Genomic DNA, 24,600 nt, shown 5'->3' on the forward strand with positions numbered 1-24,600 from the left:
GAGTGGTTGAACCCTTAAATTATCCAATATAGCAACACCAGCGTGAGTGATCTGCACTGATTCCAGATCGCTCTCAAGATACTCATGCCAAATACTCATATCAATCAAAGGAAGATGATGATGAATAGACAACAAATCGATAGCCTCGTTCAGCAAATGAATGTCGCGACAGCAACAGGTGAAGTCAATCTGCGTGTTCAGCAAATCGTTGTTCGTTTACTTGGTGATTTATTCCAAGCCATTGAAGACTTAGATATGTCTCAAACCGAGCTTTGGAAAGGCTTAGAATATTTGACAGATGCAGGTCAAGCCAATGAACTGGGACTTTTGGCAGCAGGTCTCGGGCTAGAACATTACTTAGATTTACGTGCAGATGATGCAGATACTAAAGCCGGTATTACAGGTGGAACACCACGAACAATTGAAGGACCGCTTTATGTTGCAGGTGCGCCTGAGTCCGTTGGCTTTGCTCGTATGGATGATGGTTCTGAATCTGCGCACGTCGATGCCTTAATCATTGAAGGCATTGTCACTGACACTGCTGGACAGATTATTCCCAATGCAAAAGTAGAAATCTGGCATGCCAACAGTTTAGGCAACTATTCATTCTTTGATAAATCTCAGTCTGCATTTAATTTACGCCGCAGTATTTTCACCGATACACAAGGTCAATATATCGCTCAAACCACCATGCCTGTCGGTTATGGCTGTCCACCTGAAGGTACAACACAAGCTTTACTCAATTTGTTGGGTCGACATGGTAACCGCCCTTCGCATGTTCACTACTTTGTCTCTGCGCCGGGTTATCGCAAACTGACCACTCAATTTAATATTGAAGGTGACAAATACCTTTGGGATGACTTTGCCTTTGCTACTCGTGATGGACTGATCGCTACTGCGCTGGATGTAACGGATCTCGCGAAAATTAAACAATACAATTTGGATAAAGCCTTTAAACACATCAAATTTAATTTCCAATTGGTCAAAGACGTTGATCAAGTCCCCTCTACAGAGGTCGATCGTCGTCGAGTAGCCGCTTAGTCAACAATGTAGTGATACTAAATCCGTTTAACTACAGCTAGCTGCAATAAAAATATCATTGAAAAGGATTTTCTATGAAACAATTAATGTTCAAACTTTCAGTTCCATTGATGCTCGGTTTAACCAGTAGCATTGCCTGTGCCACAGAAAATGGGGCTGACTCATTTGCCCTCGGTGCTGAAGGTATGATGGCAGGCGCACTACCACCTGCTGGCGTGTATCTATTAAGTTATTATCAAAATTACCATGCTGGAAGTTTTGATAATGGCCCAGCGAATTTTCATTTAGATGTAAATGCCTTTATACCCCGTTTGGTCTGGATGACAGAACAAAACTATTTCGGTGGTCAACTGGGTTTCTATGCCATACAGCCTATGGTTGATCTCAGATTATCTGCAGCGGGGATGTCAGATCATAACACTGCCTTAGGTGACTTAATGTTGGGGTCAATGTTAGGTTGGCATCAAGGAGATCACCACTGGATTGCTGCGATAGAAACAGTACTCGCCACAGGTCAATATGATAAGGCCACAGCACAACAGCCTTTGGTCGCCAATATTGGCAAAAACTACAATACTGTTCGACCGATTTTTGCTTACAGCTATGCCCCAAAAAATGGTTTAGATATTTCAACTAAAATTTCTTATAGCTTTAATACTGAAAATGATGATACCCAATACAAATCTGGCGAATATTTTGCTGGTGATTATAGTCTTGGATATAAACTTACTGATCAGGTTAAAGTGGCTGTTGAAGGCTATGCTTTTAAGCAAACCAAGTCAGATAAGCAACAGGGTGAAAATATTGCGATGCGTGGACAAGTTTTAGCAATTGGTCCTGCAATACAATATCAAGATAAAAACTGGTCAATTGAAGCAAAGTATTTAAAAGAAACTCATGTTGAAAATCGTCCTGAAGGCCATACCAGTGTATTAAAATTTGTTTGGGCTTTTTAGTGGCTATGCTTTGCATTCAACAGTATTTGTTTTTTTGTGCTGATGCTCAAATGCAGTTGTTAAATCATACTCTTAACCAGTCATTAACGCCGAATGAGACTCATTCGGCGTTAATTTAGAAACCGGCAATTCAGGTTAAAGTAAAGCTGCAATATATCAACATAAATCACTTCGGTTTACGCCAAGGATTATTTATAAATCTAATACCAATTTTTTGCCTTTGGCACGAGATACACAAATCATCATCGATTGTTGTGATGCCTTTTCATCATCACTCAAATACTGATCAAAGTGCTCTGCCTCACCGTCTAGAATTACAGTTTCACAAGTACCACACACCCCTTCACGACACAAACACTCAACATCAATATTCAATGCTTCAATTGCCTGTAAAATAGTCTGGTTGCCTTGAACTTCAACTTGCTGATTAGATTTCGCCAAAACCACAGTAAACGCTTCACCATCTTCAGGTACGGTTGAAGCAAATTGTTCCCAATGAATATATTCATCTCGATAACGATGAAAATTACAACGATCAATCACCGCATCAATCATTGGCTTTGGCCCACAGACATAAACGTGTGTGCCCTTTGGCTGTGCGGAAATTAATTGATCGAGGTCAAGGCATTTCCCTTCTGAATCGACATAACTAAAAATATGTTCAGCATGTTTTTGTTTAAGCTCTTGCAACAGTGCAGCATGCTCTGGCGAACGATAGGCATAATGCAATTCGTAATCTGCCCCACGTGCAGCCAACTCATCCATTTGCGGCACAAAAGGCGTAATCCCAATCCCACCCGCAATTAAAATATGTTTTGCGCCATTTTCAGCCAGCGGAAATAAATTTTTAGGTTCTGAAATCAGAATTTCACAGCCTTCATTGCATTGCTCATGCATATAGACCGAGCCACCTTTACCTTCTACATCTTTACGTACGCATACTTGGTAAGTGCTAAGATCCTGAGCACAGCTCATCAGTGAATAGGCATTGGAAAGCTGATCATTCATTTTTACAATGATATGACTGCCCCCATTAAACTGAGGAAAATTTTGTCCATCCTGACGTTTAAATGTAAACCGTTTGATCAATGGTGTAAGTTGCTCTACCCCTGTGACCACTGATGCAAACATTTCATAATGACTTGCCATGTCTAAATCCTCTTTACCACATGTTGCTTTTTTAAGTACTTATTCAAGCGCTTTCTCATTGGAGGGCAGCGTGTTGGATGATCATCAATGAATGTCCAACACGCCTTTATCCTATAGCCCTAAACACATATATTTAATGGTCATGAATTCTTCTAAGCCATACTTAGAACCTTCACGGCCTACCCCAGATTGCTTCACGCCACCAAACGGGACCACTTCATTTGAAATTGCAGTTGAGTTCATCCCCACCATGCCATATTCAAGTTGTTCTGCGACACGCCAGATCCGTGAAATGCTTTCGCTATACACATAGGCTGCCAAACCAAAGATGGTGTCATTGGCTTGGGCAACCACATCTGCTTCATCACTAAATCGAATCAGTGGTGCCACTGGCCCAAAGATTTCTTCTTTGACAATTTCCATGCTTTGATCCACATCAGTAAGCACGGTTGGTTCAAAAAAGGTCTGTCCAAGTGCATGCTGTTTACCACCACATGCCACTTGTGCACCTTTTTTTCGTGCATCATCAATCAACTGTTGAGCCTTAAGGACGGCTTTTTCATTGATTAAAGGCCCTATCTGTACATTTTCTTCAAGACCATTGCCAATCTTAAATTTTTCAACTTCTTGCACAAATTTCTCAGTAAATGCCTGATAAACCTTGTCATGTACATAAATACGGTTAGCACAAACACAGGTTTGCCCTGCATTACGGAATTTGGCAAAAATTGCACCTTGTACTGCTTTATCTAAATCCGCATCATCAAAAATAATCAATGGCGCATTTCCACCAAGTTCGAGCGCAAGTTTTTTAATCGTGTCTGAACATTGCTGCATCAATAAACGACCAACAGGTGTTGAGCCAGTAAAAGTCAGTTTTTTGACTTTTTCATGACTGGTAAATACTGCACCGATTTCTTGTGACTGACCTGTTACAACATTGATCACCCCAGCAGGAATCCCTGCCATTTCTGCAAGTTTGGCAATGGCCAAGGCGCAATAAGGCGTTTCATTGGCAGGTTTAATCACAATCGTACAACCCGCAGCTAAAGCTGGCGCAGCTTTACGGGTAATCATAGCGATTGGGAAATTCCAAGGCGTGATCGCTGCAACCACACCTACAGGTTCCTTGGTAATGATAAAACGCTGTTGATTATTGGTGGTAGGAATCACATCACCATAAACTCGCTTGCCCTCTTCTGCGAACCATTGAATAAATGAAGCAGCATATTTCACTTCACCTAAAGCTTCAGCCAAAGGCTTGCCTTGTTCAATGGTCATGATACGAGCCAGTTCGTCAGCATGTGCCAATACCAACTGATACCAAGCCAATAATAAATCTGCGCGTTTTTGTGCAGTTAAGGCTTTCCACGTTGCTAAGGCTTGATATGCAGCATCAACCGCTAGGCTTGCTTCTGCCGCCCCCATATTGGGAATAAGCCCAATCTCTTCACCTGTTGCTGGATTGGTGACGGGTACAGTGGCATTGGATTGTGCATTGATCCACTGACCATTTACCCATCCGCGTTGTTGAAATAGCGGACTACCTTGCAAACTTGACATGTCATGATCCTATAGTTTGAAAGCAAGGTACGACTTTATTTGCCGCACCTTTAACTTGAGCGCTTCTCTAAATAACACATGATTGAGCTCTTGGCCCCAGTGATAATTTGAGAAGCTCCCTTAAATGATTATTTGTGATATTGCGCAACGAGGTTTTGGAAATAAGCAATGCCGTGTTCACTAATCCCCGAACGTTGCTTATCCGTCATGATTCGCCCTTGACCGCGATAACCACGTGACTTTAAGCCACGTTGCACACTTTCAACCAGATTTAAATCTTCTGGGCGGAAGACATTACGATACCATTCAATCAAATCTTTTTGGTCTTGAGTCAGTTCTTCATTGGTAAAGTAAATATCATAATGTTGTAATGTCGTTTCAGCATCTACAGGAAATTCATAGATCACGGTCATAAAATTACCGCCTGGTGGCACATTAAACATGGTGCAAGGCCATGTCCAAAAACCACTAAAGGTTGGATCTTGTACAGATGGATCCAGCTTGAAGGATTTTTCTGAAGAACGTGCATAACCATATTGCAAGGTCCAGTTTTGATGTGTGGTATGCCAATATTTATCCACCTGAACAGAATCAGCAAAGCCCGGATGCGCAGGTCCGCAGTGATAACATTCCATATAGTTATCTACAATCACTTTCCAGTTCGCTGGTGTTTCCGTCACAAAGCGTGCTGCAAGTTTTAAATCTTTGATCACCGCACAAGTTTCATTGAGCTTTTGTGCAAACTCAGGCAATTGATCTTCAACACAAGTGGCATTTTCATCCATATTGATAAAGATAAAACCGGCATACTCTTCAACTTTTACAGGCACCATACTTGAGTTTTGTTTATCAAAGGATTCAACATGATCACAGTTACGTGCCAGTGCCAAACTTCCGTCTAGCTTAAATGTCCATGCATGATAAGGACAGGTAATCACATTCTTCGCTTTACCACTGCCACTTAACAACTCATGTCCACGATGCGGACAAACATTATAAAAAGCCCGTAATACGCTGTCTTTCCCGCGAATCACAATAATATTTTCACCAATGACCTTACGGGTAATATAGTCATTGGCTTGTGCCACTTCACTGCCGTGTGCAACGCAAATCCAGCTTTTTGCAAAAATTTCTTCTTTTTCACGCTCGAAAACTTGAGACGATGTATAGAACACTTTGGGAAATGTCCAAGCAACGTCTGGGTTTGAACAGAAATCTTCTGGTAATTTTTCAACTGCATTCATGTTTTTACTCCATTAAACTCTTTTTTGTCCTAACGACCGTTTGTTTAAAATTGGCTGATGTTCAAATCAATTGAAAATTGGCTTTAACGAACTCAGCATGCGCTGATATAAATCTTGCACCACAGGACAGTCACGTACTAACCGTAAACTGCCATGTAGTAATCCTTTACCGAGATAAAATTCGGTTGCAATATTGGCCTGTTTTAACTTGTCAGCAAAAATACGCCCATCATCACTGAGTGGGTCATACTCAGCGACGGCAATAAAACTACGGGGCATATCGGAAAAATCCTGTGCCAACAGTGGTGATAAACGTAAGTCCTGCCAGTCGCTTGCATTTGGCGCATAGGCTTGCAAGTAATCATGCATATCCGCTAGCGACAGTAACGGTGCATCTGCTTGCTGCTGACAAGATGCCGTATCAAAACCACTACTCAAACATGGGTAAATCATTGCAAGACCACAGGCTTGAGCCCCTGTATGTTGTAATTGCACTGCAAGTGCAGCCGCTAAATTACCGCCCGCACTGTCCCCCATCAAAACAATTTGATTTGGATTAATCTTCCATTGCAAGCCATGTTGATAGAGCCAGTGATATACCGTTTCACAGTCTTCATATGCAGCTGGAAAATGGTGTTCTGGTGTTAAGCGATAATCCACACTCAGCACAGCAACATTTAAATCACGACATAAATAGCGGGTGATAAACTCATGTGAATCAAGATTTCCCACCATCCAACCGCCACCATGAAGATATAAAATACATGGCCAACCTGTCGCTGGTGCTTCGCCCAATGGTGAATACAACCGAACATTGACTGGATGATTGAGCTGCGGCACAGTTTTATTTTCAATATTGACCGTACCATCACGTGGTAAGGTGTAATGTAAGCACATCGCATCATACGCAGCCCGAATAGAATCGATATCATCATCCGCAGGTGAATAAATGCTGCTCCAATACACCAGACTTTGCATTTCTTCACTCAATCTATAGTGCATGCTCGGTTGTTGTGTCATGACAATTCCTTTTGACTGGTTTTATCCGCAGTGGGTCCAATTGCAACATCAATGTGCATATGTTTATTTGCATCTGTTTGATCTAAAGATTCCAACTCACTAAAACTCATTTGCTCTATCAGATGGGATGGAACCTTTGAATAATCCTCAATCAACCATTTCACCAAGCCATAGGTCTGTATCAAAATAATCACAATGAATGGCAAGGCAGTCACAATGGTCGCGGTCTTCATGGTGTCCAAAGGTGCTTTAGAGAAAATCATCGCAATCGGAACAAGGGTTAGCATCACACACCAGAACAAACGGGCATTTGGGGATGGGTCTTGCCCCTCACGTAAACCACGGGTACAAGTTGCCGACACTGCATAGCCCACAGCATCCATATGTGCTGCAAGAAAAATCACCATAATCCCAAGGAAAATCCACATCATCAGCTTGCCAGCAGGCAATAAACCAAGCAGTTGGCTAATCGCAACTTCACCACCTTGTTGGCTTAAAACTTGTGGCACATTGACCATACCGTGAATAAAGTTATAGACACTGTAGTTTTCAAACACCCCAAAGATGAACCATAAACCAACGCTACCACCGATGACCATGGCAAGAATCACTTCTTTGATGGTACGTCCCTTTGAAACACGCGTTACAAATAACGCCACACCTGGTGCATAAGAAATCCACCATAACCAATAAAATACGGTCCATTCACGGGTAAACTTTCCATCGCCCATTGGGTCGGTAAATAAACTCATATCGACAAAATTGGTTGCCATTAAGCCAAAGCTCATCAGCGAGTTATTCATAATGAATTGGGTCGGCCCAAAGCACAGCACATAAATCGCAAACAACACCACACCTAAACACACCATATGGCTGAGACGTTGCATGCCCTTATCCATCCCCACATAAGAACTCAGGGCGAATAAAATCGATACTGCAAAAATAATCACCACTTTGGTCATAAAGGTATTGGGGATACCTGTCAGCTGCGACAAAATATTGGTAAAAGTCACCGCAGTCAGCACCAAAGAAATTGTTAACGCACCGAACATACACAACAAGAACATCAGATCGACAAGGCGCCCAACAGGTCCAGTTGCCTTAAAGCCAGTGACCGCTTCAATCATTGAAGCCAAACTCAAGCCTTTATTCTTTCTGACATGGTAGCTATAACACAGTGAAATTGAAGCCAGCGCATAGATCGACCAAGCACTCAATCCCGAATGAAAGAATGAGTAAGCAACGCTATATTTCAATGCTTCCGCAGATTCAGGAGTTAAATTTAAACCCGGTGTTTGATAATAATAAGCCCAGTCTAAGAAGCCCCAATATAAGGTCGAAGAACCAATACCCGATAAAATGAACATGAAAATCCATGACATGGTACTGTATTGCGGTTTGCCTTCACCTAATTTGATTTTTCCATATTTACTGAACGCCAAAGCAAAGGTAAAAATAATTGATAAAAATGCAAATAAAAGCACTGGTGTAGTAAAAACAGATGTTGTCCACTTCATCCATTGAGCAGCAAGCTGTATAGATTCAGTCGAGTAAATTGCCAAACCAACCACCGAAATAAACACAACGGCAAGACTGGTTATTGCAAGTGTCTTATCTGTATAAAGTTTTGTATTTTGATTATCCATATCCATTCAATCCATCTTGGATCCTGATTGTTTATTCCCTAAGGGCGATTACTCCATCGCGAATAAGTCCATTTTTTGATGTGTTACAAATGCTGCTATCGCATCACCAACATCGTCCGTTTTGGCTGTTCCACCCACATCTGGTGTTTTTGGGCCATGTAGCAATACATGTTCAATCGCCTGCATAATCTCTTGACCTGCTTGAACCACCTGTTCGTCGCCATCTGCCAAGAAATCCAACATCATTGCGCCAGACCAGATTGCAGCAATTGGATTGGCAATTTTTTGACCATAAATATCGGGTGCAGAACCATGTACAGGTTCAAACAACGATGGGAAATTACGTTCTGGATTTAAGTTTGCAGAAGCAGCTAAACCAATCGTTCCTGTACATGCTGGTCCCAAATCCGACAAAATATCACCAAATAAATTTGAAGCAACCACGACATCAAAACGTTCAGGCTGTAACACAAAACGCGCGGCCAAAATATCGACATGCTGTTTGTCTGCCTTGATTTGCGGATATTGTTTTGCCATCTCATCAACACGTTCATCCCAGTACGGCATACTGACTGCAATACCATTTGATTTGGTTGCAGCGGTAACTTTTTTAGCATCGCGTTGATTGGCAAACTCAAAGGCATATTTCAAAATGCGGTCTACACCATGACGGGTAAACACAGCTTCTTGTAAAACAAACTCACGCTCAGTACCTTCAAAAGCCTTACCACCAATCGCAGAGTATTCACCTTCGCTATTTTCACGTACCACGTAGAAATCAATATCCCCGGGTTTTTTACCTGCAAGTGGGCATTTCACCCCGGGCATTAAACGTACTGGACGTAAATTCACATATTGGTCAAAACGACGACGGAACTGTAGCAATGACCCCCAAAGAGAAATATGATCTGGCACTTTTTCAGGCCAACCCACTGCACCAAAGAAAATCGCATCGTATTGCTGTAAAATTTCAAACCAATTGTCGGGCATCATTTTTCCGTGTTCAAGATAGTAATCACAACTTGCCCACTCAAACGCATCGAACTGTAGCGCTATGCCATATTTGTCTGCAGCTGCCTTTACAACCTTGATCCCTTCTGGTAGAACTTCTAGCCCGATTCCATCGCCTGCAATCGTCGCAACTTTATACTTTTTTGCCATAACGCTCCCTTACACCTTTGGTTAATATCCTTAGCTGTAAACATGCTATTTTCAGCAAAAATGATCAATAATAAAACTATCACCCCAATGGACACGGATCGTGAATAATCTACCTAACCTATCGGATTTAAAGGTTTTTTGCACAGTCGCAAAACGTAAAAGTTTTGTTGATTCTGCTGAGGAACTGGGTGTTTCGCCTGCGTTTATTAGTAAGCGCATCAACATTTTAGAAAACAATTTAAACTGTAAATTGTTTCATCGCAGTACCCGTCATGTCAGTTTGACTGAAGATGGCAAACTGATTTTGGAGCGAGTCGCTCATATTTTGGATGAATTTGATGAAATCAGTGAGTTGGTCAATAACCCATTAAGTACGCCCACAGGGCATCTTGATATTGTCAGCAGCTTTGGTTTTGGGCGGAAACATGTTGCACCAATCCTGTCTAAACTGCTGACCATGTATCCAAAATTAGAAATTCAGTTTGATACAATTGATAATACGAAAGATTTAATTCAACACAGTATTGATCTAGATATTCGGATTGGTAATGAAATTGCACCCAATATGATTGCCAAAAAAATGGTTTCTAATTTCCGAATTTTTTGTGCTGCACCAAGCTATTTACTGAAAAATGGAATGCCTGAAAGCTTAGATGATTTGCGTAGTCATGATTGCTTAACCATCAGTGAACGTGACCAATCCTCGGTATTATGGAAATTACGCCACGCTTCAGAAGATATGTCGGTACATGTCACCCCACGTTTTATTTCCAATAATGGTGAAATTATTCACCAATTGGCAGTCGAAGGTCATGGCATTATCTTACGTTCAATTTGGGATGTTGCAGATGAGTTGATTAGCGGTCAGTTACAGCATATTTTGCCTGAATACTGGCAAGATGCCGATGTATGGGCAGTCTATCCGTCACGTTTAAAAAGCTCGTCTAAATTACAGACCTGTATCCTGTTTATCCAAAATGAATTACAGAATCGATTGCAGCATGTTCAGAACCTATCACGTGGACAACTGATTCAACCGGTAGAATCGGTAACACAACACGCTGAAAAGGTATTTTTATAATCGAGATCAGCTGCCTGCTTTCTTTTTTTAACAACATCATGCACATTAATTCAATCATGAGCATGCAGGCAGCATATGAGCACGGCAATATTTGGCCTTATTTTAATCGCAGCGGCATTTCACGCCACATGGAATGCTATTGTCAAAGCAGGCTCAAATAAATTTTTAACCACTGTACTGGTGACTGCATCAGCAGCAGTTTTAGCAGCGCTACTACTGCCCTTTTTCCCGATACCACATCGCGCTAGTTGGCCTTATATTTTGGCCTCAACGGGAATACAGATTCTCTATTTTGGTATGGTTGCCAAAATCTATCGTGTCGCTGACATGGGACTAAGCTATCCACTGATGCGTGGTACTGCACCGCTTATTGTGGCAGTTTTAGGGACATTTTTGCTGCATGAAACATTAGAACTTAATGCTTGGCTTGGGATCATTACCATTTCCATCGGCATTTTATCTATGATCTTCGCGACCTCTCAAACAGGAAGAAAAGGGATTGGCTTAGCCTTGCTCAATGCAGTTTTAATTGCTGGCTATACCTTGGTGGATGGTCATGGGATTCGTCTCTCAGGATCACCCATTTCTTATATCTTATGGAGCTTTGTGCTCTCAGGTCTGATCTTTTTTATGTTTGCCTTGAAAATGCAATATCACCAGATGAGTGATTATTTTCGTCATAATTGGCATTTCGGTTTAATTGGTGGGATTGGCTCATTTTTCTCTTATGGACTTGCATTGTGGGCGATGACACTTGCACCAGTTGCTATTGTTGCCGCACTGCGTGAAACCTCGATTTTATTTGCTACGCTAATTTCGATCTTTATTCTTAAAGAGCAAGTTAATGTGATACGTATTGTCTCGTCATGTATTATTTTAATCGGGGCATTGATCCTAAGAGCTGCCTAACCCTAACAGCCATTTATTCCTAAGTGCCAACTATTCCTAAGAGTGGCTGGCGTAGGCAGAATCGAAAAAACCAGCCTATTTTAAATAGACTGGTTGATCTTCAATGTTAATTTTAGAAGTAATAACCAAGTGATAAGTAAAATAATTTATTCCACTGATTACCGTCGCCTTGTGCAAGACCGTTGGCACTGCCACCTGTCATTGGATCATTACGACTCCAAATATATTCGCCCTGAATCCCTACTGCTTTATAATTAAAATACACCCCAGCAATTAAACGATCTGAATCTTGATAGCCCTTTTGATCTTTAAAGAAACGGCTATAGGACAGATAAGGTTTAATATTTTCTAACTGATAAAAGGGTTGAGCCAAAGTGTAATTAATTTCATTGGCCATAAATTTGCCTTTATTGGCCACTTGGTAGGGGTAATCAAATGCCCCCATGGTTGAGCTATTTGGCAGAAGATTATCGGCATTTTTAATGTTCTGTTCACCTGCGAGGAAAAGCCATTGCCATGCTTGATAATTGGTTGTACTAAATACACTCCATGTACTTCGATGACCATCTTGCTGCGTGCGATTATTTTCCAGATCTGAGTACCAGAATGAACCACCAATCTCAGTTGAAAACTTTTGCGCTGGGTCCAACTCAAATTTTTTAGATAAGCGCGTCACCCACATATTTTTTTCATCGATATCTGTGCCTTGGCTTAAATCATCGGCTTGAACGAAGTTACCACTATAGCGACTTGCGTCTTTGGATGTCCCTGTATAGTTACCGCCATCTGTTGGATAAAAACCTAAAATAAAATTGTATTGATCATTTTTAAACTGATACTTCGCACCTAGATTTTGAATATCTTCTAAGCCAACCGTATTTAGCAAGGTTTCATAATAGCTGTTGCCCCACAGTCGACCAAATCCAAAATCAACTGACTGGAAACCCACGGTAAAGCGTTGTTGGTCTGAAATTTTATATCCAGCCCAAGCATCTTTTAGAAATAATCCATCACATAAACGGCTGTATTGGTAACAGCGTAGATCTAATGAGGCAATCCAATTTGGATTTTCATAACTCAATACTGTTTTAATATCTGCAAGCTGCCAGTCCTTATTTTTAGAACCTTCATTTGCCTCAACGATATAATCTTTGTACATATATCGGGTACGGATTGCGCCAGAAAGTTTAAGTTCACCTGATTCTGTTTTAGGGTCACCTATACTTAAATCTGCTGCAAAACTAGGCATGCTGACCAAAAGCCCCATTGAACCTATAAATAGAAATAACTTCTTCATTGTTGTACATCCTTGTTTAACCTCATATAAAAATGAAGAATTTATGTACAACAAACAATGGGCAAACTATAAAGTCGGAATTTACAGACTGTGTTTAATGCGGATTGATTCAATCACGATAAGGAGGTAAAAAACTGTGATTTTTAGGTTTTATTGAAAAACCAAACTTATGGCAACGATTCAAATCAAAGCGTCTTAAAATCAATAAAATCGTTTGAATTTTGATTACATGCAGCTAACTTTGATGTACTTTTATAAACAGAAATCTGCCAGACATTAATGTCATCATAGCTTAATGGAATACCTGCTGGAGTCTTTGCGAATTTTCCTAATGGATATAAAATAATTAGAGAAAAATCTTCTCCATAGCAAAAATTAACGTAATTATCATGATTAGTCTCGACTAATTTCCACCCTCCATCTTCAAGTTTTTTATAAATATTTTTCATTTCATCGCGATTTAAATCTGCTTTTTTAATCTTAATTAATGCATATTGCTCACCATAATTATGATTACCACGAGCATTAATATCCTTATATTCATAAATATAACCATGAAAATATGTATTCATAAAATTCTTAAATCGATCAGGAATAATTTCTGGTTTATCTGTATTTGAACATGCAGCCAGCCAAAAAACTAGAAATGAGGTTAGAATAGACTTAATAATTTTTTTCATAACGATCCTAAAAAACCTAATTATAAGTATTTTTTAATTCTATTTGGCACTTCGCTTAAAAGACCTAATTTTTTCATCTCTGCATAATATAGAGCGTAGTTTTTCCTAGCAAGCAGTTCATTTTTTTGTGCGACATAAATATCGGCTATATTTAAGTAAGCTACTGCTCTACTTGGATCTAGCTTTATAACACGGTTTAAAATGTTTAAAGATTCATTATAATAACCTAATTTATATAAATAAAATGCAGAATCATTAAGCTCTTGAACATCATTTCTGCTATATACAGGCAATTGGCAATTTATGCTTTTGATTATTTCATCTATTTCTAATCTTTCAGACTTTTTCATTTTTTTTAAATTTTGGCTTGTTGAATAATTCATATAAACAACTGCGCCTCTTCCCCCACCTACATCAGCCTCCCAAATAGGTAGATCCTTTTGCTTATCCCACTTTCCAGCACACATACCGCTTAACATTGTTGGAATAGCATCCACAATCACTTTATTTTTATTATTGATAATTAAACAATAATGTTGATTTTGATCTGAAATCGGTAACGTCAAAAAGTTATATTTTTTAGTAATGTATGAATATTCAGGAAAGACATCTTTCGATGAAAGACTAAAATTTGCATCACTTAAATTTAGCGGACTGCAATTTTTATAGCTTAAAAAATCAGGAGTTGCATGTACTGAAAAAATTGTACTGCTTAACAATATAAAGAGCGTTTTCTTTAGCATTATCGTTGTCCTAATGTTTATATCTTTATTATACGTACAGGTTCATTCATTGGCTCATAGAATTTGTTACTTTATAAAGTAATTTAGAGGCTACATGCTGTTTTAATTTTCTTAGGCCGATAAAGTGTAATATTCCAATCAATTTCATTTTGTCTCAATATATCGCCATCTTTTAGTTCAGAATTTCCTATAATACTTTTAGGAATAGACACTTCTAATTGATTTTGGTTTCTACAAAAAATTTGACTAAAACCTTCACTCCTTAGATATATCCATCCTCTTTACTTAATTTTACTCATTTTTAAATTATTAAATGATTTTAAATCCATATTTTTAGACTTAATTTTAAATATCACATACTCAGCACCAGCTGAGTTATAATAAGTCATATTTTCAGGGTTAGCCTCACCAAAAATCATATTAATTTCATGAGTAGAATCTTTCTGATTCTCTTTAATATTTTGACTTGAATCAGGTTTCACTTCTGTACAACCAGAACACAACCAACATAAAATTATTAATTTTATTAAATTCATCGCATTGACCTTTATTAAATTCTTATTTCAGTAAATTTAGATATCGATTAATTCTATGCTTATACATATCACTATAGAAATCCTACTAAATATAGTAATTTAAAAAGCATTATAAATTTATAACTATGAGAACATTCCTTAGATAAATTTTAAAAAAATTATAAGTTCTGTCTTAAAATTCTAAGTTGTAAACAGCTTTATTTATTCCAAACCTATCACTGAAATTTTATCTTAACGACAATGTTTAACACTTACATCATTATAAGATAAACCGATTGACCATTCACCTATATTCTCATATCTAATTTCAGCCCCATCGTAGCCATAATGATGAGGGTTAATAGGGTATAATATCCCATATAAATCGTCTATCCTAAACAAAATTCATAAAAGCTATCTTGATCTGAAATCATTTTCCAACCATCATTTTCAAGCTTAACTTGTATCGTTTTAAAGTTATCAAATGATAATTTTGACTTCTTGATTTCAGCTATTGCATATTTATTGTAAGGTTTATCGACCCAAATTTTTTCATTTGGGCTATAATCACCAAAATAATAATTAATTATATTAGTAAAATATTTACCTTGTTGAGTTTCTTTGGTGCTTGTACATGAGTTTACACATAAAATTATAATTGTTAATAAACTAACTTTAATCCAATCGATCATCTTTTATTTACCTTATTCGGATTAATAAATTTAAACTCAAGAGATTTAATATCTGTTTCTGTTTCAGAATAATCAAATACAGTAGTGCCAACTCTATTTTCTAGTCCAATTTGAATATTTAAAGAAAATATCTTTAGACTCTACTTAAGTTTGATTTTTTAACAAGATCGAAACTATGTTTTACACTCATCAAACCCATGAAAGCTATAGATATAGGAAATCATCCATTTATCTAGATTTTCTTTTTTTAATTGTTAAAGTATCCCCTTTTAAGTTTCTATAAATTTCTTTCGTAGGATAAACCACACTCATCATATTATTAGCACCGGAACAAAATAAATTTTGATCTTGAAACTCGGGACTAACTTCTTTCCAACCTTGATTTTTTATATTATCAACAACAGTATTATTAAAATAATTTTTAGTCATATCTGACTTTTTCACATACAGCAAATTTATTTCTGATTTTTCTTTTTTTAGAATATTCACATATTCATAATTCACATTCTTAAAAACCTTCGATGTAAAATTAACAGGATCTACATATTCTAGCCTTTCTGTCTTTTGAGTACAAGAAGTTAAATTTAATATAAATAAAAAAATGACTAATCTCATTATTGTTTTCTTTGTTTTTTCTAACAAAAACATTCACCCACCTTATTAAAATTCACTCTAAACAACTAGAGAATTTTCGTTAAAAAATTATTAATTTTTAAACATATTTCACCTCAGGTTATTTTTAAAATAATTCTCACAATTTGTATTTCCATACATATTATACCTATATAAAATAATCCATTTATCTAAATTTTCCTTACTAACATCCATGCTATCACCGCTATTGTTTACATAATGATCTTTAGTTGGATATATGATGCTTAATTCATTTTTTTCATCATAACAATAAATATTTTGATCATCAAATAGTGGGTGAATTTTTATCCAACCTTTTACTAATAGCTCTTTTTCAATATTAACTTCAAAGTTAGATTTTGACATTTTATTCTTTGGAATATAAGCATTACTAACATCAAGTTCTTCTTTGTAAAAGCTTACTTCAGTTTTATAGCTATATTTTGAAAATAACTCTTCCAATAGCTCTTCAAAATTTACTCTATCTAGCCTATCATTTTTTACAGTGCAACTACTAAGTAATATCGTAATACAAGTAAAAATTAAGCTTCTAAACATTTCAATCTACCCAACCATTTTTAGCTAATTCATCTTCTTCTAATGAAGTAAAATTACTTCTAGCACTATCAAAACGTTTTCCACAGGTTAAAAATATTGTCACTATCTATAATTTATATGTTTATCTTTCAACATTCTCTCGCCCTATCTCACAAATCCCAGCAATAAAACTTATTAACAGTCCAATAAATAAAGAACAACCGACCAACCAATTTAAACTTACCACTATTTCTTTCCCACTAGTTTCAAAAATAATTAAAGATAATGCCGTTATTAGACTAATAGTAACAGTCCTTATGAAAAAAGTTTGATATGGCTTATCCTCAATCCTTAAAAAGCTTGATATCAAAGTGATAACAAATTCTAACATTTTAATTTCCTAAAATTTAAAAATTGATAAACAAAAACTCACTTTTCTATTTATCAATTATTATTATATATTTCAATAGAATATTTAATTAAAATCTACGATTGGGAGCTTATTTTTTACGACAATCGTTAACTTTTCCTTCGCCATAATCAAGGAAGATTATCCAACTATTTTTACTAGAAGGTATAACCTCATGTCCAATAAAGCTATGGTATTTATCTTTCTCTGGGAATAAAGCTCCAAGATAAATTTTTTCTCCTAAACAATACTCATAAAAATGATCTTTATTAGAAATCATCCTCCATCCGTCCTTTTTTAATTTTGAATGCACTTGATTGTATTCAACTAGTGATAATTTAGATTTCTGTATTTTAACAATTGAATATTTATTTTCTGGCTTATCAATAGAAACATATTCATCAGGATCATAATTTTTAAAATATTTATGAGTGATAGTCTTGAAAAATCGCGCATCCTGAGTAATTTCACTATTTACACATGAAAAAGTTAAAACTATGAGTATAGTAATATAGCTAAATTTTAAAAAATTCATTTCGCATTCTCCTTATAAATAATTTTAACTTGAAATGAATTACTGCATTTTCAGTTTCAGAAATATCAAATTTTCTTGAACCTGCACTCATCTTAACACCAACTTTAGCATCAAGATTAAACCATTTTCTGCTTCGTGAGTGCTTGATTCACTATTTAAAATATTTTTTACAATTTGTCGTACCATACATATCATAACCATAAAATATGACCCATTTATCTAAGTTCCCCTCGCAACACGCTCCTATTCAGCTTTGTTCTTTCGGGTTTCTGTTTTCCATACTGAAACTTTATAAATTCGGCTTTCAGGGTTTTTAATATAATTGCACAGTACGTAAACTTTATATTTTTATTGCTATTTATAATTTTGACATTTTACTCTCAATGAAATTATATTTATCCATAAATTTCCCATATATATCTAAATCTGCATCAAATTACTCTTGATTATTAGCTATATGATATAAAAGAGGTTTGAACTCAGGATATACATCTTTAATTACATCTGATTATTTTGTCACTCTCTCTTCAATCAAGTTAAAAAAAACACTTACAGCACTTGCTGTATCAGCATTTAAAGGAATTACTTCAATATATTTTTTAATCCTAATATATAGTAATTAAATACTTTATCTGGCATATATTGTAATTCATCTATCTCCTCCCATTTATAAATAGTAGGGATTTGATCATTATTCATTAACATCCACTTAAATCCTTGATAAATTGTTAGCCTAGTATAATCTATTAACGCTTTCGATGATTTAACTGATTCCCAATCTATCAAATCAATCTCCCAACCAAATAGCGTCAAACTATGATTAGTTGAGTTATTCTTAAATAAATGACGACTAAACACTTCATGCTTTAATTAATTTTTATCAAAAATTATATCATTACATATAAACTTATCAAAATCTTTACTATATACCCTTAAATCTACTAATAATACTTCTGAGGAAAAAAAATCACCTTTATTATTATATTTTTGTCTATATATGATCTTCTCATCATTTGAACAATCATAAAAATGCTCTGCATAACCATAACTATCAATACCATCTGATTTTAAAAAAGAATACTCTATCAATCCTTTTTGAAAAGAAAAATTTCTGTCTTGAATAATATTTCTATAATAAACTTGTTTGAATGAATTTCTTTCATCCAAATTATCACCATTAAAATACATTGCATTCTTTCTATTATTTACTTTATCAATCAGATCATTAATATTTATTCTTGGATGATATTCAACTGCAAAAACATCACAATTAAATATAAAAAAACACATAAGCATAAAAAATTTCATTATTTCTAAACCACATTTTATTTGGTACAAGTTGAAACCCCTCCTTTTGTATAGGTTAAATCAACCCATACTTTATCTTTACTTTGATCCGGGTTATTTTTATATAAAAACCCATCAGGAAAAACAATTTTCATAAAGTATTTATTTTCAAAACAGTATTGATAATATTCATTATCACTTTTTATTTGAACCCACCCTCTTCTCTTTATTTTATCATTCAATATCTGAAATTTTGAGAATGTAAGGTTTTCTGGTTTTATAAATAAATAATTGGTTATTACTTGATCTTTATCGGTCACATTAACTATCTCAGGCTCATACTCTAAAAATAAATTATTGATTGTATTTTGATAAAAACTTCTAATTTCTGGAGTATTAATTTTATCCATATAAACTGAATAACCAAGATAGCAAAAAACAGTAGCAAGCAATATATATATTTTCACTAATTATCCTCACTATGTACTTGTATTCCATAGTCTTTAGAGTAACCTACAACCCTTGGAGTACCAATACCAAATCCCCAAGCTTTTGTTCCATTAGGATCTAATGCACCCTCTCCATCTGGTACAGTAAGAGTACCAACAGCACCATACCATCCTGTCGAATATGTTTCTGACCATCCTTGTAAAAACTCTGATACATAAACTGCCGGATCTTTTCCTTTCGGTTTATTCTGAATATAATTACCTGTACAAGAAAAGCCTCTTGAAATAAGTTTACTACCAATACCCTTTGTAAAATCTGATCTCGACATTGGCCGCCCTGTTAATCCCTTGAGAATTTCATCTTTAGAAATATCACTCCCAAGTGAACCACTTATAAATATGTCTTTTGGTTTATATAAATTTACAGCAATTCCAACAGAAGTAACACCCGCGCCTCCTGAACATGTAAAATATTCAACTAGTTGACAATCATAATCTATTGATTCACTTTTTTGGGCTAATTCAGCTGCTTTCATCGCATCATATTCTGCTATTTGCTTGTCATGTAATTTTTGATTTCCAATAGGATCCCTATTCCAAATCTCTTCTTGTTGTTTTTCCCAGTCCCAATGTTTTTGGTGAACAGTTTCTCTTCTTTCTTTTACTTTAGTAAACCTCGCATTTTTTTCCATTTGTGCAATGTAGTTTTTTGCTTCATCATTTTGGCCTATTGCACCAGATACATATGTTCCTGAATAACTGCCATCAGGATGTATAAATATCTTTGCTAGACCTAAAGCATCCACCCACTGATTTGGATCACTAACATACTTAGTGCTATGTAAACCACCAAATAACCCAATTGGGTCTTTACTCACATACCTTGCACTATACGGCTCGTAATAACGATAACGGTTATAGTGTAAACCTGTTTCCTTATCGTAATATTGACCCTGAAAACGAATATTACTTTGTTGCAATGGATTGTCTTGGTTTGTTGTATTTATTTCTAAAGCAGTGCCCCATGTATCCTGTTTGATTTCCCAAACACACTCGCCTAACTCATTACTTAAAGTTTGTGGTGTACCGACTTGATCACAGTGATAAAAAGCAACACGTTCTAATTCAGCTTTGTTCTTTCTGGTTTCAGTTTTCCATACAGGATCTTTATAAATCGAATAGGGTACGTTTTGGAATTGGCGATAGTCAGGTGTTTCTATCAGCTGAATAAAGCCTGTATAACCAGTCTGTAATAACGGTACAAAGCTATTCGGTTCATAAACATAGTGTTTGGTGTAGTCTTGCTGTTTTAATTGATTTTGGTTTGCTTGATATGACTCCCATATCATTAAGTCACCATCCCAACCAAATAATGTTAGGCTGTGGTCTGTTTGGTTATTCTTAAATAATCGTCTGCCAAACACATCATAACCATAGTCTGTGATTTGACCATTGTTGTCACTTTGAATCAGACGATTTAAGTTATCCCAAGTGAGTTTTAAAGTCTGACCTGCTTGAGTGGTTTCAATCACATTGCCCTGTGCATCATATTTATAATGTTTGCCTTGATACTGGCTAATCAAGTTATTTTTTACTTGCGCAGCTTGTGTGGCAATCGGATCAATTAAGTTCCCCGCAGGATCAAAACTAAAGCTTTCAGTCTTATATGGGTTTTGGCTTTTAATTAAACGCCCGATTGGATCATATTGGTAATTTAACTTTCCTAGACGACTATCATCGACTTGAGTCAGCAAATAGTTGTTATCATAGTGATAATGACGTTCTGCTTGAAATTGCACCCTGTCCGTTGTTTCTTGCTCTGGGCGAATGACTTGTGAGCTGAGTAAGCCCACATCATTATAATTCTTGGTTTGCACTAAACCATTGGCCAGCAGTCGTGTGGTTTCACGATGTAAATCATCGCGTTGGAATGCCACCATATCTTGTTGGTTAAAAGCAATACCATAAATATGCCCTGATCCATAACTTAGATTGGCTTGTACTTGTCCATCTGGTCGAATGGTTTGAGTCAAATTCCCCAATTCATCGTACTCATAACGTAATACTGCTGTGAGTGGGGTTAGATTTGCTACTTTATAATGTTGATGCTCACGTACCAATTGTCCGAGTTGATTGCGATAAAAATCAATTTGGCTTTCTGTATTGGTCGCTTTGCTGAGTTGATTATTTAAGTTGTATTCAAATTCTTCAACTTGACGATGTCGAGTTTGCAAATGGGTATAGGTTTTTGACGCGATCGAACCATCCGTATGATAGCCGAATTGAGTCAGAATATTTGGTTGGCGGATTTGAAATAAAAATCCATTATCATGATATGTAAAATGCTTTTCTTCACCATCAAAGGCTTGTTCACGCACCAATTGCCCAAAACGATTATAGTCAAATAGATATTCGGCATGGTTTTGATTGCTTAGTTTTTGAATTCGACCTTGCTTATCCCACTGGTAGCCGATTTGGTGTCTATTGGCATCGACCCGTTGTTCTAATAGCCCGACTTGATTGTATTTATATTGGGTGATTAAGCCTTTGCTATCAGTATGCTTAAGTAAACGCCCTTCTTCATCATGTTCAAATTGTTCTTTTAATCCATCAGGATAAATGATTGCTTGTAACTGCCCTCGGTCTTTACCTTGAGTACTGTAGAGATACTGAACCTGTTGTGCATCCGCAGCAGCTTGTGCAGTCAGTGTACCGTCTTCATCATATTCCCAAGCACTACTTTTCCCTGAACAATCGGTATACGACACCATCTGTCCAAGATCATTATATTGAATTTTCTTTGAGCCGCCTTTGGCATCAATCACTTCAACCAATTGATTATCATTATTATATTTATATTGGGTAGTATGCCCTAAAGGATTAATGTCTTTGCTGACATTGCCATCAGCATCATATTGTTTTTTCCAGATATTGCCTTCTGGGTCTTTGGTTTCAGTCAGATTACCATTTTCATCATAGGCAAACAGGATAATGCCACCATTTGGCTGTACAATTTTTACCAATTGATCTTGATCGTTATAGACTTGCTCAGTTTCTAAGCCTGCAAAATCAATTTGACGCGTAATTCGTTTTTGACTATCTCGAGATATCCACTTTTCACGACCATCGGCTAAACGAGTACGATAGGTAAAACCGTCTAAATCAAAATAATAATAGGTCGGAACATCATAGGCGTCATAGACGGCCACCTGACGCAAACGTGGATGCCATTCTAAACGGGTTTTAAAACTACCATCATCTGCCCATTCCTCAATCGCCTTGGCTTTGGGTGCGGTAGAGTCATATCGAATATTTTGCCCACGTCCAGTACGGTCTGTATAACGGGTCAATTGATGGGCATGGTTATATTCATAACTGCGTGTATGACCATTTTGATCAATGGCTTTGATCAGATTGCCTTGTTGATCATATTCATAACATGCCAATGCTTCTGTTTGTTCATCGACAAATGCGGCAATGACTTTGGCTTGTTCATTAAAAGCAAATTTGACTAAATGTTTAGCGCGCTTCAATTGGAAATCAATCGCTTGTAAATAGGCAAATTGTTCAAATAACAAATAGGTCAGTACTACTTTTTCATCAGTCTGATCATTAAATTGTTGAACGAGGTGATAATGTTTTCCAGCATTAAAACTATGAAAATGGAAATTCCAGTCTGATCCAAAATTCAGCAATAAATCCCCATCATCATGTGGTGCGACACTAAAGCCTTCAAAGGGTACCTGATATGTTTCATAGACGATCGAAGCAGGCAGTTGATGTTTACGTCCATTGCTGTCAATAAATAAATACCCATTTTGATTTTGTATGATCACATTGGAAAATGGCATCATCCAACGTGCGCCGATCATACTGTGGTCAAACTCATTCATCTGAGAGTTATATTGACGACTAAAGGCAAAACCAACTTTAGGCAAGTAAAAGTCTGAATGATTAACCCGCTCAGCACCAATCGCATAACTGATACTTTTATCCGTTTTAGAACTTTGATCTTGAACTAAGGTCGCACAAATCGGATCATTTAAAGCATCAGGTTGTAAGGTAACAAACTCTAAAATATCACCATTGATATGCTGCTCATGTTCGCCTGTTTGGTTTAACGGCACACTGGCTGTGGCTTTTTTACCTTGAGTTTGGATGGCTTTTAGGGTTTCTTGAATCAACCAAGCAAGGCTATATTGAGTTCCTGTATTGCTTTGTTGTTGAATCACTGTAGCAAGTTGTGGTGTCGCCTTAAGCACTTCTTCTGTTAATCGTGTTGCGATATTCGGGGTCATCTTTGCTGTCATATCAGCTTGTGCAGGTGTACCCAACAAATCAATCAATGGCTGTGCCCAGTTGCTAAACTGCTTGCTGGGATCACGTTTTTCAGCTGTGGCTCCCGCTGAAGCAACGCTGGGCAATCCAGCTACAGCACTGCTGCTAAAGGCTTGCAGAATTGAAGTCCCTAATGTCGTTGCACTCGACAATAAACCTGATAATTTACCCTGTGTTTCTTGTAGGAATTTTTCTAAATCGCCGGCCATCTGCGCATTTAAGTGTAGCTGCATACGTCGTAAATCAGCTTCTTTGATTTTGCCATTGGCTGGGTATAAACATTCGGCCATTAAACCCAGCATTGGACGTAAAGCCATACGCACATGTGCTTCTGTATTCGGTTGTAAAAATAAACCGATTAAGTTCATGCTTAACAATGCCGATTGTTGTACGCCTGCCTCAGCTTGCTTGGGTTCAATGGCAAATAGAATTAAATCCAATACACTGCCGGATAATGCAAAGATATTGGCGACTGTCGCTACATTGGCGCTTGCTTTGATCTGTTCTAGGCTGGTATTTCCACAAGCCTGTAAATAGTTTTGGATTTGATGGGCGATAAACTTATGGTCTTCTGTATGCGTCAGGCTGGCCAAATTAAATACTGCCAACTCTACCGCTGGCTTGGTCTCTTTAGCGGTTGATTGTTGCTGTGTATTTGACCCTGCGGTCTGATTTTTACTGTCTATAAATGCCATAAGCTTAACCTTAATACGTT

At 36.9% G+C, this 24,600-nt stretch carries 22 protein-coding genes; 4 read left to right on the forward strand and 18 right to left on the reverse strand.

Annotated elements, in window-relative coordinates; translation table 11 throughout:
- The first annotated feature begins 120 nt into the window (after positions 1-120).
- Together catA and PYV58_RS13490 are read left to right on the forward strand one after the other, a co-directional pair.
- Positions 121-1,041 (forward strand): catechol 1,2-dioxygenase, encoded by a 921-nt coding sequence (catA, locus tag PYV58_RS13485; protein ID WP_034615121.1) that lies wholly within the window; start codon positions 121-123, stop codon positions 1,039-1,041.
- A 74-nt stretch (positions 1,042-1,115) separates the two neighbouring features.
- Positions 1,116-1,997, forward strand: coding sequence for a transporter (locus PYV58_RS13490; protein WP_034615124.1), 882 nt, complete (start codon positions 1,116-1,118; stop codon positions 1,995-1,997).
- Between the two features lie 192 nt (positions 1,998-2,189).
- Here PYV58_RS13490 and cntB read toward each other — a convergent pair whose 3' ends face one another.
- The 6 genes from cntB to PYV58_RS13520 form a co-directional block, all read right to left on the reverse strand.
- On the reverse strand, positions 2,190-3,146 hold the full coding sequence (cntB, locus tag PYV58_RS13495; protein ID WP_034615127.1) for a carnitine monooxygenase, reductase subunit CntB: 957 nt from the start codon (positions 3,144-3,146) through the stop codon (positions 2,190-2,192).
- A gap of 111 nt (positions 3,147-3,257) precedes the next feature.
- On the reverse strand, positions 3,258-4,709 hold the full coding sequence (locus PYV58_RS13500) for an NAD-dependent succinate-semialdehyde dehydrogenase (protein WP_004721374.1): 1,452 nt from the start codon (positions 4,707-4,709) through the stop codon (positions 3,258-3,260).
- A gap of 128 nt (positions 4,710-4,837) precedes the next feature.
- Positions 4,838-5,953, reverse strand: a complete 1,116-nt coding sequence (cntA, locus tag PYV58_RS13505; protein WP_004721375.1) for a carnitine monooxygenase subunit alpha — start codon at positions 5,951-5,953, stop codon at positions 4,838-4,840.
- Positions 5,954-6,019: 66 nt separating this feature from the next.
- Positions 6,020-6,973 carry an alpha/beta hydrolase gene (locus tag PYV58_RS13510; protein WP_034615130.1) on the reverse strand — a complete coding sequence of 318 codons (954 nt, stop codon included), beginning with the start codon at positions 6,971-6,973 and terminating at the stop codon, positions 6,020-6,022.
- The gene (locus tag PYV58_RS13515; protein ID WP_155768687.1) at positions 6,970-8,625 is read right to left on the reverse strand and encodes a BCCT family transporter; all 1,656 of its coding nucleotides are present in this window, start codon (positions 8,623-8,625) and stop codon (positions 6,970-6,972) included. The genes PYV58_RS13510 and PYV58_RS13515 overlap by 4 nt, the downstream gene beginning before the upstream one ends.
- Before the next feature lie 42 nt (positions 8,626-8,667).
- Positions 8,668-9,780 (reverse strand): tartrate dehydrogenase, encoded by a 1,113-nt coding sequence (locus PYV58_RS13520; protein ID WP_004721382.1) that lies wholly within the window; start codon positions 9,778-9,780, stop codon positions 8,668-8,670.
- Between the two features lie 100 nt (positions 9,781-9,880).
- On the opposite strand from PYV58_RS13520, the gene PYV58_RS13525 reads away from it, so the two are divergent.
- Both PYV58_RS13525 and PYV58_RS13530 read left to right on the forward strand, forming a co-directional pair.
- Entirely contained in the window at positions 9,881-10,861 is a 981-nt protein-coding gene (locus PYV58_RS13525; protein ID WP_004721384.1) for a LysR substrate-binding domain-containing protein, read from the forward strand.
- Positions 10,862-10,936: 75 nt separating this feature from the next.
- Complete coding sequence (locus tag PYV58_RS13530) at positions 10,937-11,770, forward strand: DMT family transporter (RefSeq protein WP_034615133.1); 834 nt, start codon at positions 10,937-10,939, stop codon at positions 11,768-11,770.
- Between the two features lie 112 nt (positions 11,771-11,882).
- Here the strand turns inward: PYV58_RS13530 and PYV58_RS13535 are convergent, their stop codons facing one another.
- The 12 genes from PYV58_RS13535 to PYV58_RS13590 all read right to left on the reverse strand — a co-directional run bounded on the left by PYV58_RS13535 (position 11,883) and on the right by PYV58_RS13590 (position 24,580).
- Positions 11,883-13,067, reverse strand: coding sequence for a hypothetical protein (locus PYV58_RS13535; RefSeq protein WP_275059547.1), 1,185 nt, complete (start codon positions 13,065-13,067; stop codon positions 11,883-11,885).
- Positions 13,068-13,252: 185 nt separating this feature from the next.
- On the reverse strand, positions 13,253-13,747 hold the full coding sequence (locus tag PYV58_RS13540; protein WP_034615139.1) for a hypothetical protein: 495 nt from the start codon (positions 13,745-13,747) through the stop codon (positions 13,253-13,255).
- Positions 13,748-13,767: 20 nt separating this feature from the next.
- Positions 13,768-14,490 (reverse strand): hypothetical protein, encoded by a 723-nt coding sequence (locus tag PYV58_RS13545; protein ID WP_034615142.1) that lies wholly within the window; start codon positions 14,488-14,490, stop codon positions 13,768-13,770.
- A 281-nt stretch (positions 14,491-14,771) separates the two neighbouring features.
- Positions 14,772-15,026, reverse strand: coding sequence for a hypothetical protein (locus PYV58_RS13550; RefSeq protein WP_034615145.1), 255 nt, complete (start codon positions 15,024-15,026; stop codon positions 14,772-14,774).
- A gap of 368 nt (positions 15,027-15,394) precedes the next feature.
- On the reverse strand, positions 15,395-15,697 hold the full coding sequence (locus PYV58_RS13555) for a hypothetical protein (RefSeq protein ID WP_319802592.1): 303 nt from the start codon (positions 15,695-15,697) through the stop codon (positions 15,395-15,397).
- Positions 15,698-15,925: 228 nt separating this feature from the next.
- Complete coding sequence (locus tag PYV58_RS13560; protein ID WP_034615149.1) at positions 15,926-16,345, reverse strand: hypothetical protein; 420 nt, start codon at positions 16,343-16,345, stop codon at positions 15,926-15,928.
- A 75-nt stretch (positions 16,346-16,420) separates the two neighbouring features.
- A complete protein-coding gene (locus PYV58_RS13565) occupies positions 16,421-16,888 on the reverse strand; it encodes a hypothetical protein (protein ID WP_034615152.1) in 468 nt (155 codons plus the stop codon).
- Between the two features lie 121 nt (positions 16,889-17,009).
- Positions 17,010-17,258 (reverse strand): hypothetical protein, encoded by a 249-nt coding sequence (locus tag PYV58_RS13570; protein WP_034615155.1) that lies wholly within the window; start codon positions 17,256-17,258, stop codon positions 17,010-17,012.
- 109 nt (positions 17,259-17,367) lie between these two features.
- The gene (locus tag PYV58_RS13575) at positions 17,368-17,811 is read right to left on the reverse strand and encodes a hypothetical protein (RefSeq protein WP_034615158.1); all 444 of its coding nucleotides are present in this window, start codon (positions 17,809-17,811) and stop codon (positions 17,368-17,370) included.
- Between the two features lie 870 nt (positions 17,812-18,681).
- Positions 18,682-19,149, reverse strand: a complete 468-nt coding sequence (locus tag PYV58_RS13580; protein ID WP_155768688.1) for a hypothetical protein — start codon at positions 19,147-19,149, stop codon at positions 18,682-18,684.
- Positions 19,137-19,508 (reverse strand): hypothetical protein, encoded by a 372-nt coding sequence (locus tag PYV58_RS13585; protein WP_126606911.1) that lies wholly within the window; start codon positions 19,506-19,508, stop codon positions 19,137-19,139. The genes PYV58_RS13580 and PYV58_RS13585 overlap by 13 nt, the downstream gene beginning before the upstream one ends.
- A 56-nt stretch (positions 19,509-19,564) precedes the next feature.
- Positions 19,565-24,580, reverse strand: a complete 5,016-nt coding sequence (locus PYV58_RS13590) for an RHS repeat-associated core domain-containing protein (RefSeq protein ID WP_275059548.1) — start codon at positions 24,578-24,580, stop codon at positions 19,565-19,567.
- Positions 24,581-24,600: the final 20 nt, after the last annotated feature.

The sequence above is a fragment of the Acinetobacter sp. TAC-1 genome, assembly GCF_029025845.1.
In the GTDB taxonomy this organism is placed as follows: domain Bacteria; phylum Pseudomonadota; class Gammaproteobacteria; order Pseudomonadales; family Moraxellaceae; genus Acinetobacter; species Acinetobacter guillouiae.

Excerpts from the sequence above, each read along its gene's own strand:
- PYV58_RS13515 (WP_155768687.1), bottom strand. The coding sequence starts at position 8,625 with ATGGATATGGATAATCAAAATACAAAACTTTATACAGATAAGACACTT.
- PYV58_RS13565 (WP_034615152.1), bottom strand. The coding sequence starts at position 16,888 with ATGTTTAGAAGCTTAATTTTTACTTGTATTACGATATTACTTAGTAGT.
- cntB (WP_034615127.1), bottom strand. The coding sequence starts at position 3,146 with ATGGCAAGTCATTATGAAATGTTTGCATCAGTGGTCACAGGGGTAGAG.
- cntA (WP_004721375.1), bottom strand. The coding sequence starts at position 5,953 with ATGAATGCAGTTGAAAAATTACCAGAAGATTTCTGTTCAAACCCAGAC.
- PYV58_RS13550 (WP_034615145.1), bottom strand. The coding sequence starts at position 15,026 with ATGAATTTAATAAAATTAATAATTTTATGTTGGTTGTGTTCTGGTTGT.
- PYV58_RS13510 (WP_034615130.1), bottom strand. The coding sequence starts at position 6,973 with ATGACACAACAACCGAGCATGCACTATAGATTGAGTGAAGAAATGCAA.
- PYV58_RS13555 (WP_319802592.1), bottom strand. The coding sequence starts at position 15,697 with ATGATCGATTGGATTAAAGTTAGTTTATTAACAATTATAATTTTATGT.
- PYV58_RS13520 (WP_004721382.1), bottom strand. The coding sequence starts at position 9,780 with ATGGCAAAAAAGTATAAAGTTGCGACGATTGCAGGCGATGGAATCGGG.
- PYV58_RS13590 (WP_275059548.1), bottom strand. The coding sequence starts at position 24,580 with ATGGCATTTATAGACAGTAAAAATCAGACCGCAGGGTCAAATACACAG.
- PYV58_RS13545 (WP_034615142.1), bottom strand. The coding sequence starts at position 14,490 with ATGCTAAAGAAAACGCTCTTTATATTGTTAAGCAGTACAATTTTTTCA.
- PYV58_RS13560 (WP_034615149.1), bottom strand. The coding sequence starts at position 16,345 with ATGTTTTTGTTAGAAAAAACAAAGAAAACAATAATGAGATTAGTCATT.
- PYV58_RS13530 (WP_034615133.1), top strand. The coding sequence starts at position 10,937 with ATGAGCACGGCAATATTTGGCCTTATTTTAATCGCAGCGGCATTTCAC.
- PYV58_RS13490 (WP_034615124.1), top strand. The coding sequence starts at position 1,116 with ATGAAACAATTAATGTTCAAACTTTCAGTTCCATTGATGCTCGGTTTA.
- PYV58_RS13570 (WP_034615155.1), bottom strand. The coding sequence starts at position 17,258 with ATGTTAGAATTTGTTATCACTTTGATATCAAGCTTTTTAAGGATTGAG.
- PYV58_RS13535 (WP_275059547.1), bottom strand. The coding sequence starts at position 13,067 with ATGAAGAAGTTATTTCTATTTATAGGTTCAATGGGGCTTTTGGTCAGC.
- PYV58_RS13540 (WP_034615139.1), bottom strand. The coding sequence starts at position 13,747 with ATGAAAAAAATTATTAAGTCTATTCTAACCTCATTTCTAGTTTTTTGG.
- PYV58_RS13575 (WP_034615158.1), bottom strand. The coding sequence starts at position 17,811 with ATGAATTTTTTAAAATTTAGCTATATTACTATACTCATAGTTTTAACT.
- catA (WP_034615121.1), top strand. The coding sequence starts at position 121 with ATGAATAGACAACAAATCGATAGCCTCGTTCAGCAAATGAATGTCGCG.
- PYV58_RS13500 (WP_004721374.1), bottom strand. The coding sequence starts at position 4,709 with ATGTCAAGTTTGCAAGGTAGTCCGCTATTTCAACAACGCGGATGGGTA.
- PYV58_RS13585 (WP_126606911.1), bottom strand. The coding sequence starts at position 19,508 with ATGGATAAAATTAATACTCCAGAAATTAGAAGTTTTTATCAAAATACA.